The sequence below is a fragment of the Bradyrhizobium sp. genome, assembly GCF_049519115.1.
GTDB lineage: Bacteria > Pseudomonadota > Alphaproteobacteria > Rhizobiales > Xanthobacteraceae > Bradyrhizobium.
Map to the genome: position 1 here is coordinate 1 of NZ_JBEKRB010000104.1, position 11,124 is coordinate 11,124.

An 11,124-nucleotide genomic window follows, 5' to 3' on the forward strand; every position below is an offset into this window, starting at 1 on the left:
ACTGGCGCCGGTCAGAAAGCCTCGCCGGCTGGTTTCCACTCGGAGAGTTCTCATATCTGTTTCCTTCCTGTTTTTGTTTGTTGGATTCTACGGCGATCTCATGAAGAGGTCCCCTTGACGGCGTTTCGCTCCTCGACCAGTTCTGCAATGGTTCGGTCCAGCATCGTCCGGGCAAATTGATCGATGGCGAGATCAACCACGGTGACGTAGCCGCCGTCCGAGCAGATAGCTGGAACGCCGCAGACAAGGCCCTCGGGAATTCCGTACACGCCGTGGGATCGAATTCCCATGGAAACCCAATCGCCGCGGCTGCCGTGAATCCAGTCGCGCATGTGGTCGATCGCGGCGTTCGCAGCGGACGCCGCCGAAGACGCGCCGCGCGCTTCGATGATGGCGGTACCGCGTCGCGCGACCTCAGGTACCAGCGTCTGACGATACCAGCTGTCATCGTTGATCATTTCCGGCAAAGGGCGCCCTAACGCGGTCGCGTAGGTCCAGTCGGCGAACATGGTGGGCGAGTGATTGCCCCATACCGCGAGTTTCCTGATTTCCGAAATCGCCACGCCGGCCTTCTTGGCCAACTGTCCGAGTGCCCGGTTATGATCGAGTCGTATCATTGAGGTGATGTTGGATCCGGGAAAATCCGGTGCATAGTCGCCGAGTATCATCGCGTTCGTGTTAGCGGGGTTCCCGACTACCAGTATTTTCGCATCAGGTCTTGCGACCGCGTTCAGCGCCCGGCCCTGGATCCGGAAGATATCTGCATTCGCCGAGAGAAGGTCACGCCGCTCCATGCCTTTGGAACGAGGCCGGGAGCCCACCAAGAAGCCGGCATCGATATCTCGAAACGCCACCTGCGGGTCGTCCGTGACGACAATATTATCCAGCTGGGGAAACGCGCAATCCTCAAGCTCCATCACGACGCCCTGCACGGCATTCTGCGCCTGGGGAAGGTCAAGCAAGTGGAGAGAGATCGGTTGGTCTGCGCCGTAGACGTCCCCTTGGGCAATTCTAAACAGCAAAGCGTAGCAAATCTGGCCCGCTGCGCCGGTCACAACGATACGCTTGGTCGTCTTCAGCATGATTCCTACTCCTGCAAATCGCACATTAGCGTCGATCCTGGCACTATCCGATTAACTTGATCAACAGCAAGCTGAAGCCGGCGATGAACAGGAATGCTAGGGCTCCAAGCAACGCGGGCCTGACGCCTTTGGCCCGCAACTTTGAGATATCAGTCTCTACTCCCATCGCCGCCAGCGCGACGGACAGCATGAATGTAGTGATGGCAGTGAGGATCGTCTTCATCTCCGCGGAGATCATGACGAGGCTGTTGACGCCGACCAGTGCAATGAACCCGAGCACAAACCATGGCATCGGCGCGCGCGCCGCGCTTGCCGCCGGGACAGCCGACGAGCGCCTGGCCATGATGCCGAGCGCAATCACCATGGGCGCCAGCAACATGACGCGTGAAAGCTTTGCGATGGTTCCGGACTCGCCGGCCTGCTGACCGTCCTGGAAGGCAGCGGCAACGACCTGCGCGATCTCATGTATCGAGGCGCCGCTCCACAGACCAAAGGCGTGCGGATCGAGGTGCAGAACTCCGGGCAACAGCGGATAGGTGAACATGGCGATCGAACCGAACACGGTGACGCACGCCACGGCGTAAGCGACGTCCTCATCGTGCGCTTCGGTCACCGTGTTGGTCGCAATGACCGCCGAGGCGCCACAGATGGAGGTACCCGCCGCAATCAGTTGGGCGAGTTTTCGTTCGACGCCGAGCAGGCGCCCCGTCCAGACGGTGAACGCGAAGGTCGCCACAAGGGTCGATGCGATGATCAGCAGTCCCCGGCCGCCAACCTCAATGACCTGACTAACTGTGAGTTGAAGGCCGAGCAGGATGATGGCGGCGCGCAACACTCGCCGAAGGCTGAAGGTAACGCCGTCTTTTGCCCATGAAGGTGTGCCGACGATATTGTGAAACCCAATTCCGAGGAGGATGGCGAGGATCATCGGGCTCAGCGTTCCGACGCCTGGAATCTGCCGTAAGGCGAATGCCGCTGCGGCAATAATGGCGGTCAGGAAAAGTCCGGGCCAGATGCCTGCCGCGTGCAACTTGGACCACCCATCCCTTAACGGCGCGGAATTGTGAGGGGTTACGTCCCTTGGTGTTTGAGCAATTTCAGCGTCCGACAATATCGTCATGGATTGGTTCCTCAGCTTTCCAACCCAGTTTGCCGTCCGGCAATCAATCAATCCAACTCATTATAAAGGTAATTATAATCGATCAGATCGATCATTGAAAAATGACGAAGCCGACTTTGCTGCGCTGGATTTCGACGAGACGTTGCTTAAGCAACAAGTGAGTTCGCTCGAACAAACACGGCAGGCGAGCGCAGCCGCCCAGTAATCGGGCTGGAGGCCACAATTAATCCGACACGCATTACTTTGAACGAAATTTCGGCGACGTCGGCTGGCCGCTCGATGGAAGTTCGAAGGGAAGGAGATCGGGCTTCGAACTGAATAAGCAACGTTGGCGTTGGCGGCAGGAAGTGCCCGAAATTAAAAATATTGCAAACGCTCCCGCGCCCTCCGAGGCATGTTTCACTGCGGGCAAAAGAAAGAGGCAGCCACCGGGGACCGCCTCTTTGAGTAGGCTTCAATAGAAGAGTTTAAAAGCCGCTTCCATTAAACAGAGGGTTACGGGCGCACGCGTCGTCGCCCCGGCTGTCCCAGCCACCTTTCACTCGCCAGTTGCTCCAACCCTGGTAATCATAGGCCGGTGAATACGGATTTCCGGGCTCAATCGTGGCACAATAGGTACTCTCGTTTTGTTGCACCCTGTTGGGTACCACGTGGCGAGCCATCGCAGGCCCTACAAGCAACGTAGAAATGACCGCGATCGTGCTAAACAGTCTGGGCTTTGTCATGCTTATCTCCCTTTGTTTTAGTTCTAATGACCAAGCTGCGTGGCGAACAGACGTTCCGGACTGAGCTCCTAAAAGATACATTATTCATCCGCACCTCGGCGATTTTGTCAGCCGCCCGAGCGCGCAGTTCGCGATAAGATCCACAAAAGGGTCTGCGATGATGGATTTGACGTTAAACAGAACTCATTCGTCCAATCGTTTGGTGTTAATGCGCTTGATGCCAGTCTGCTATTGATCCCGGTCGTTGGATTTCTGCCCGCATCAGACGAGCGCATCCGCGGTACGCTACTTGCGATCGAGCGAAATCTTGTTCGGGATGGTTTTGTCATGAGGTATCACACCGCTACAGGGACGGACGGATTGCCGCCCGGAGAGGGTGCATTTCTGGCTTGCAGCTTCTGGCTCGCGGACAACTATGTGCTGCAAGGAAGAATTGATGAAGCGCGAGTGCTCTTTATCAAACTCTTGTCGTTGCGGAATGATGTCGGGTTGCTTGCCGAGGAATATGATCCGATTGCGAAGAGCCAGTTGGGTAACTTCCCACAGGCATTTTCGCATCTCGCGCTAATCAATACCGCGCGCAACTTGATTGACGTGGGTGGTCCCGTTCATCAGCGGTCCTCGGGAAGCAGCAAGACGCGGGAGACTGAAAGCTAGAAGCGTGGGACGCTTGCTGCCGGGGGCAGCAATCGGTGGGCGATGCACCGCAGTCGATATACTTGATCCGTACCGGCGAGTTCGTCTGCAGCGTGGCTGCTCCAGTTACTTTGCTCGCAGCCGAAGAAGTTATTAATAAGCGTCCGGAAATCTGCGCGCATTCAACCAACTGCGAGCGCAATTGACCGCGTGCAGAAGGAGCCGGTTTCGCTCAGAGCAGAGCGCCTGGCTTGAGATCGCCTCCGCGACGCTTCGTACAGCAATAAAAACGTCGAGCCTGAAATCGTCTGGCTCGCGTAAATCCGTCTGTGCCAAAGAGAGCAGTGCTACAGCGCTCGCAATGCCTCGGTCAGTCGCATCTGGTCCGATCGAGAGCAATATCGTATGCACGTTGCGGGCAAGCGGTTCGTCATTCCCGGTCGTGATCAAATTCATGCCCTACGATTAGTTGCTTCTCTTGTCTTGTCGTTGTCGACGTTGGCCGCACGTCTGAACAAGAGCCCATACGCGCTATCATTGAACTGCTGCACTGAGGTCGGTCGCCGTGCGAACCGGTTCGTCTCGCAGACAACGCCGGGCCACCATGATTTCGGCCTCAGTGGCGCCTTGGCTCCGCGCCCATGCTTCAGCGGCGGGCGCCGAATATTTTGCGACGTAAAGCCGGACAACGGTGCAGGACATATGATGGAATTCCGCCGCTTTAGCTTGGGCGGCGAGTCCCGAAAAAATCGCGATCGCGATTATCCAGCGATTCCACATCGTTCTCTCCTCTGTCGAAAGCAACGGCTGGATCGTATCAAGGTTCCTGGTGTGTGTAGCGCTTCGCAGCGAATCCGCTCGTGGTTGCGTCGCGTCGAGATGCCTTGGTGAGCGAAACTAAAACGTTTTACGTTTAGCTAAATCGGTCACGCCGCGGTGCGGGCACTTGGTGGAAGTCATTGCATAATTTGCCGGTGATAGCGAAGCCAGAAGCGCGATGATCGAGAGCGCCTCAAGTATTTGTTTCACTGAAAAATCGCTGGCTGCGGATATATCCGGTCGTCTAAAACATTTTTAACTTTCGCTTGAGCCGGCAACGCCGCATGTTTGGGGCTCTTGATAGCTGATTGTCCATTCATGGAGTGATCTCGCGCGCCCGACGGTGACCTAAGCCGATAACGATTCGCCTCCTAGAAACGCTATACGCACTGCTTGGGGCCGGCGCTTCGCTGCTAGGAAGGAGCATGGCGTTGACGAGGTCCTCCTCAGCCAACCCCCGCCCGATACTGCTTGTGGAAGATGAACAAGAGTTTGCGGATCAGGTAAAGAGTGAGTTAGAGCGGATTGGCTACCTTGTTCGTCTCGCTTCCATGGTCGAAGCAGTGCAGGCTGCTCGGCAGGCTGACGCATCGCTCCTGATCCTGGACCGGCCTATCTTCGGTGTGGATTGTCTACCGAGTTTAGAGCTTCTGCGCAGCGAGAACGTCAAAGTCCCCGTGCTGGTCATATCGATCTTATCGTCTGTTGACGAGAAAGTCCGAGGCCTGAAGGCCGGCGCCGACGATTATCTCGTAAAGCCATTCGCGGTGGCGGAGCTTGTCGCGCGGGTAGAAGCGCTGCTTCGCCGTCTTGACGGAGCTCGCCCGACAATACTGAAAGTTGGCGATTTCGAGATGGATTTGATCGAAAGGACAGTCTTTTGCGCCGCTACGAAAATCGACCTGGGGCCGCGGGAATTCAAGCTTCTGGAATATTTCTTGCGCCGGCCGGGCCAGATGATCACACGGACGATGTTGCTCCAAGATGTATGGGAGCATGAATTCTCGATAGAGAGTAACGTGATCGACGCCCACGTCAGTAATTTAAGGAAAAAGATTGACGTGAAAAATCGTCCTTCGAGAATTTTGAACATTCGCCGGGTAGGATACGTTTTAAGGCCGACCGCCTGATTTGAAAAAAAGTCTTGGGACGGACGGTGATGCCGAACGTGGAACTCGAGACCACTGTAAAAAGCGAAGACAGTTCCAGTCCAAACACCAACAATCAGAGATTTCATGATTACGTCGGATCTCGCCTGGCCTCGGTTACTTTGACGCGCCAATCGTTGAGCCGTGTCCAGGTGCCGGTCATTTTGGCGGTTTCCATAGACAAAAAGAACAATGTTCTAACGGGAGTCCGGTCCGCGGCCGGCTCTATGGCTGTCCCGCTCGCGATCGGATCACCAAAACGCACGGCCGTGGGACTGCTAGCTATACCGTATCCAGTTATCCTAAAAGCGAATTTAACTTTGGTCGACGTCGCGATTTTCCGGAAAGAGCTGACGTCCATTCTGTTGCTAGCTCGATAGTCAACAACGCAAGAATGGAGATCACGCGATGAAAAGAACGACTTTGGTGGCAGCAGCTATCCTGACGACGGTCTCGTCGGCAGCTCTGGCGCAGGCAACTAATCCCAATTCCGGTGCGCCGCCTGCCTCGACCACTGCTAAACCACAGGCGGGAGGATCCAGTCTTCGACAGCAATTGCCTTCAGCAATCGGGCTTCACCAATATCAAGGTAGTTCCGGATTCGTTTCTGGTGCAGGCTAACGACAAATCCGGAAATCCCGTAACGATGTTCATCGGACCCGATTCGGCAACCGAATTTACTACTGTCGGATCGAACGACCAGACGTCGGGTTCGACCGCGGGGAAATCGGACATGCAGTCTGGCGGCTTGTTCACCAACATTCCCGCCAAGGACGAGCTGAGTTCAAAAGTGGTTGGCCTCGATGTTTATAACAATGCGAATCAGAACATCGGCACGATCAAGGATGTGGCTTACAACGGAACCAACGTGAACGGTTATATCCTCGGCGTCGGTGGATTTTTAGGGATGGGCGATCATTATGTCGCGGTTCGGCCGTCCGCGATCAAGTTAAGCTATGACGCCAAGGACAAAAAGTGGCACGCGAATATGGATGCCAACGCCGATCAGCTTAAGGCTGCTCCGGAATACAAGTATCCAAGCAACACGTAATCGATTTCCTGTACACGTCAGGTGGCCGTGATGCGGTTGCATGTTCAGGATTGACCATCGGCAAACAGGATCGCCCCAAAAGCGGTCCTGTTTCGCTGTTACGCCGCTGCCAGAATCGACCTTTAAACATGGATACCGCATCGATAGAGTGATGTTTTATGACGGCCGTGGCATGCATCAACTTCATCAGGCACTACGATCATATAGCAAGACGATCTCTTTGGAAAAGCATTGAAACGACGTGGCCGAGCACTCTTCGCCCAAGGCAGCTGAGATAGAACTTGGACCCCACGCCGGCTGGCGCTTTTGGCTCGGGATCGTGCTTACTGGCATTGGAACAGGCGGGAGCGCCGCTGCGCTGACGTTGATTCTGCAGGCAGTTCAGCACTTCGTTTGGCCGGGCGCTGGCGCAACCTTGTTGGACGCTGCCGAACAGGCGCCCCCTTGGCGGCATATTGTTGTGCTTCTGGGCGCGGGATTGGCGACCGGAGCCGGCCAGATCATCCTGGTAAGCTTGACCGCCGGCAACAGTATCGACATCACGGAATCGATTTGGTTTTCGGCGGGACGGTTGCCGGCGTTGCGAACCCTGGGCAGCGCGCTCTTATCGGTGATTGTCGTCGGAATGGGGGCTTCGCTTGGTCGCGAAGGTGCACCGAAACAGGCTGGTGCGGTTATCGCTAACGGGCTGTCAGACAGGGCCTGCTTTTCCGATGAACAGCGCCGGTTGCTGGTTGCTTGCGGAGCCGGAGCGGGAATGGCGGCGGCTTATGGCGTGCCATTGGGCGGGGCGCTATTCGCGCTCGAGGTGCTGCGGGGAATGCTCGCGTTGCGGCTTGTGCTACCCGCGCTGCTAACATCAGTCGTCGCAACTGTAACGTCATGGCTGGTCCTGCCAAATGCGCCGACTTACGAGCTTCCTCACTTCGACGGATCCTTCGCGAATCTTGTCTTGGCGGTGCTGATTGGACCCATCGCTGGACTTGTTTCCGTGCTGTTCGTACGGGTCATCGCGCTGGCCGACCGATACAGGCCAAAGAGCCGTCGGCGCCTGGTGGCTCCCATCCTGGTGCTCGGACTGCTTGGGTTGGTATCGATTCCCTTCCCGCAGTTGCTTGGCAATGGCAAAGACATTGCTCAGCTTGCGTTCGCGGACCAGATTCCGTTCGCCCTGTTGCTGGCGCTCCTGCTACTCAAGCCGGCGGCGACCGTGTTATGTCTGGGAAGCGGCGTGCCGGGCGGTTTGTTTACACCGTCGCTGGCGCTGGGGGCGTTGCTCGGCGGGGTTCTCGGCCACGCTTATTCATCGCTTTGGCCAGAAATGCAGCCCGCATTGGCTGCCGTAGTGGGCGCGGGAGCCGTTCTGGCGGCAACCACACAAGGACCGATCTCGGCAGTCGTGCTGATCATGGAGTTGACCGGGCGGGACCGGTCATTCGTTGCGCCTCTGTTGCTAGCAGTCATCATTGCGACGCTGGTTTCGAGGATAATCGAACCGCGCTCCATTTATGATGCGCGGCTTACCGATGATCAGATCGCGCAAAGACAGAGGTTGCGAGAGCCGCCCCGGCGGTGAGAGAGGTTTATGCGTTGCGTGTCGAGGAGCAGAAATCCCAGAGCGTCAGGCAGGGCGCCGCGAACAACCGTACTCTCTTTTATAACGCCCGGTAGACTGCGACCTGTCGCCCTTGGGCATCCGCAAATTGTCTCCGATCCCCGCGGAAACGAAACTAATAAATAAATTAGGATCGATGCGCTGGATCAGGCTGACCGGACATGGAACCTTTCTCTCCCGTTCCACCTTTCCATAAGTCGACCCCGAACAACGATCGGAAATGGCATGCAAAAGCTTGTGACCGGTCTTTTACTTTTTTCACTGGGGTGCGTCCCTTGCGTTCTCTTGGCGCAGGAAAATGTCAGCACCGACAAAACGGATTACCCGGCTAATTTCCCACCTAGCGGATATCGTCCGCTACCACCACATTTTCAGCCACGGCGGCTGATTGCAGCGGATCTGGAAAAGGTGAGCGTGGCTCCGCCGCCGCTGCCGTCGTACGAACAGCCCGCCATCCCCGCGCAAGGGTATATCTGGGTTCCGGGCTTCTGGGCGTGGCGCAAGTCAGTCCCTGACTATTTCTGGGTACCTGGGACATGGGTTCGCCCGCCGCAAGCGGGACTGTTATGGACGCCACCTTATTGGAGCCAAGTCGATGGCGGCTACGCTTTCCATGGCGGCTATTGGGCGGCGGAAGTCGGCTTCTACGGCGGGATCGCCTACGGTTTTGGCTATAAAGGTAGCGGCTATCTTGGTGGGCGTTGGAAGAAGGATGGCGCGTTCTCATACAATCGCGCAGTCAACAATCTTGGATCCCTTAGCATCCCGGGCGTCTACGATGATCAAACTGCGACGGCTGACACAGATCGTCTTGACGCCAGCTTTAACGGCGGCGCTGGAGGCGTGCAGGCGCGAGCCACCAAGCATCAGGAAGCGCTGGCGGCCGCGGATCACGTTGGAGCGACCATCGCGCAGCAGAAGCATTTCGAATTGGCGGCGATGGACCGTTCGCTCTATTCGAAGCTCAACAACGCTAAGCCCGCTGTGGCTGCGACATCCCACGCCGGCGTCCTCGAAGGGGCCGGGATCACGCACAGCAGAGAAGGCTTGCCAAACCGCTCTGCTGAATCCAACGAAGCGACGACCGGCGTTGATTCGAAATAGGAGCCACGATGAGAAACATGTTTATCGGGATTGCGACGGTCATCGTGTTTGCAACAGCGATAACGACCAGCGTTATGGCGTTTGAGAGCAACTTCCAGAACGGGGCCGCTAGCGGATCACGCTTCGGTGGTCTTCACTCCGGGTACGGCAGTTCCCTTGGAGGTTATGGCGGCGGCCGGAGCAACAATCTTGCCGGCATCCGCGGCTACAGCAGTTGGCGCCAGGGGGGCTGGGGGATTCATCGCGCCGTTGGCGGTTACGGTGGCTACAGATATTAACGCCGTTGTGCCCGGACAGAGTAAGCACGCATTTAGATTTCATTGGATGTCAATAACTTCGCTGAATCCTTGCTTCGGATCATATCTGCGCCGACTTCCATTTGAGTGTGTTCGCATAACCCCTGTCTTCGTGACGTCATATCGCGGGCGCCGGCGCCGCTCTTCACGATCCAATTGGCGAGCGCCTGCTTGGCACGTTTGTCAGAGCGACACGGTGCTGGTTGGTCATGTAGGTGTCGAAATTGATGCTCTGGTTCAGGGCGTAGTAATCGGAATGCTTAGTCGAAAACACCAAAACGGCCGTCTCGCGACGCCGACCGCTCACGCATAGCGGTACTGTCCCTATGGCTTCGGGCTTGCTGCGGCGATCTCTGGAAAGTTGCCTAAAATTTAATTCATAATCGTCCGGGAATTGCTTTCTCAAAAAGTGATGGCTTAAACATGGAGGGGGCTTTTTGGAGGTAAGGGACGTGGATCCAAAAGGAGCGCTGTTTGATCCGGAGCTGATCGAATTGATGAAGTCGGTTTTTGACGCTGCCACGGCCATGCTTCCGGAATCGAAGCGCACCCCGTCGATCAAAGCCGAAATGGCGTCGATCATTCTCGCATGTGCTGCGAACGGGGAGCGCAATCCCGCGGTTCTCAAGGCTCAAGCCTTGAGGATCGCAGAAACTTACTCCCCATCGAAATGAACCCTCGGCTGAGCGCCCCGCGGTCTTCGGACGCACCACGTTGAGTCATCAAGCAATTGCCAATAACTATCGGCGGAATAGGCCGCCGACCACGTGGCCGATGGCGCCAATCGGGCCGCCAATACCACGAGAATGGCGGGATCGCCCTCCACCTCGATGCGTTTCCTGATGGTCGGATTTGCCGGCTGCGACCCTTTCGTCGAGTAGCGCCGTATTCTGCTCAGCATTGAGAAAGCCAGTTTTGGGATAACCATGTTCTTCTTGCCAGCGGATAATGGCGTCACGGGTCGGTTCGTCAAATTTTCCGTTGACCTTGGTCTCAAACCCGAGCCTGGTGAGTTCGTGCTGGATTTTGCGGCGCTTCGTTCTTGTTAGACCGATCTTGTCTTCGGTTTCCTGGTTTGTCTCTTCGGAAATCGTCGCCGTATCGACGGAGACCGATTGCTCTCGAGGAGTAGTGGTCAAACCAGCTTCGGCAATGTGTGTGCTTGCAACGATTGCCAGAACCGACAATCCGAGGATCAAGACACGCATGGCCTGTTTCTCCTGAAACGATCGATGGCTCGTTCTAAGACGTTTGGCAAACGGCTTGCAAGGATCGATGGTTCCGCCGCGTTTCTGCTATCGTTACGCTGCGCCGCACCGCGACGGCCTCCGAACAGCGTTCACTCGCGCTGTAGCCGCTGCCTTTATCGAGAAGCATCAGGGGAAGCCCCTTCGCTTTATGTCGGAGACCGACACGGAAGCTAAAAGTTAGTTTATCAAAGCAGGCCAGCGCGCGAGGGGCTAGTCCGCACCCGTGGTCAAGATGGCCGAGCTCTCCGGTAACACATCGCAATCAATGAGCTATTGCA

The 11,124-nt window shown here is 56.5% G+C and carries 11 protein-coding genes; 7 read left to right on the forward strand and 4 right to left on the reverse strand.

Annotated elements, in window-relative coordinates; genetic code table 11:
- Positions 1 to 98 precede the first annotated feature (98 nt).
- The gene (locus ABSE61_RS34505; RefSeq protein WP_490338386.1) at positions 99 to 1,082 is read right to left on the reverse strand and encodes a malate dehydrogenase; all 984 of its coding nucleotides are present in this window, start codon (positions 1,080 to 1,082) and stop codon (positions 99 to 101) included.
- A 43-nt stretch (positions 1,083 to 1,125) separates the two neighbouring features.
- Complete coding sequence (locus ABSE61_RS34510; RefSeq protein WP_423875659.1) at positions 1,126 to 2,202, reverse strand: YeiH family protein; 1,077 nt, start codon at positions 2,200 to 2,202, stop codon at positions 1,126 to 1,128.
- On the opposite strand from ABSE61_RS34510, the gene ABSE61_RS34515 reads away from it, so the two are divergent.
- The 7 genes from ABSE61_RS34515 (at position 2,201) to ABSE61_RS34545 (ending at position 9,578) form a co-directional block, all read left to right on the forward strand.
- On the forward strand, positions 2,201 to 2,407 hold the full coding sequence (locus ABSE61_RS34515) for a hypothetical protein (RefSeq protein ID WP_423875660.1): 207 nt from the start codon (positions 2,201 to 2,203) through the stop codon (positions 2,405 to 2,407). The genes ABSE61_RS34510 and ABSE61_RS34515 overlap by 2 nt on opposite strands.
- Positions 2,408 to 3,002: 595 nt before the next feature.
- On the forward strand, positions 3,003 to 3,584 hold the full coding sequence (locus ABSE61_RS34520) for a glycoside hydrolase family 15 protein (RefSeq protein WP_423875669.1): 582 nt from the start codon (positions 3,003 to 3,005) through the stop codon (positions 3,582 to 3,584).
- 1,223 nt (positions 3,585 to 4,807) lie between these two features.
- Positions 4,808 to 5,512: a response regulator transcription factor gene (locus ABSE61_RS34525; RefSeq protein WP_423875661.1), complete on the forward strand. Its 705-nt coding sequence runs from the start codon at positions 4,808 to 4,810 to the stop codon at positions 5,510 to 5,512.
- Positions 5,513 to 6,023: 511 nt separating this feature from the next.
- Entirely contained in the window at positions 6,024 to 6,581 is a 558-nt protein-coding gene (locus ABSE61_RS34530) for a PRC-barrel domain-containing protein (RefSeq protein WP_423875662.1), read from the forward strand.
- Between the two features lie 418 nt (positions 6,582 to 6,999).
- Entirely contained in the window at positions 7,000 to 8,157 is a 1,158-nt protein-coding gene (locus ABSE61_RS34535) for a chloride channel protein (RefSeq protein ID WP_423875663.1), read from the forward strand.
- A gap of 264 nt (positions 8,158 to 8,421) precedes the next feature.
- Positions 8,422 to 9,300: a YXWGXW repeat-containing protein gene (locus ABSE61_RS34540; protein ID WP_423875664.1), complete on the forward strand. Its 879-nt coding sequence runs from the start codon at positions 8,422 to 8,424 to the stop codon at positions 9,298 to 9,300.
- 8 nt (positions 9,301 to 9,308) lie between these two features.
- Positions 9,309 to 9,578, forward strand: a complete 270-nt coding sequence (locus tag ABSE61_RS34545; protein ID WP_423875665.1) for a hypothetical protein — start codon at positions 9,309 to 9,311, stop codon at positions 9,576 to 9,578.
- 163 nt (positions 9,579 to 9,741) lie between these two features.
- Here the strand turns inward: ABSE61_RS34545 and ABSE61_RS34550 are convergent, their stop codons facing one another.
- A complete protein-coding gene (locus tag ABSE61_RS34550) occupies positions 9,742 to 10,179 on the reverse strand; it encodes a hypothetical protein (RefSeq protein WP_423875666.1) in 438 nt (145 codons plus the stop codon).
- A gap of 157 nt (positions 10,180 to 10,336) precedes the next feature.
- A complete protein-coding gene (locus ABSE61_RS34555; RefSeq protein ID WP_423875667.1) occupies positions 10,337 to 10,804 on the reverse strand; it encodes a peptidoglycan-binding domain-containing protein in 468 nt (155 codons plus the stop codon).
- Positions 10,805 to 11,124 lie beyond the last annotated feature (320 nt).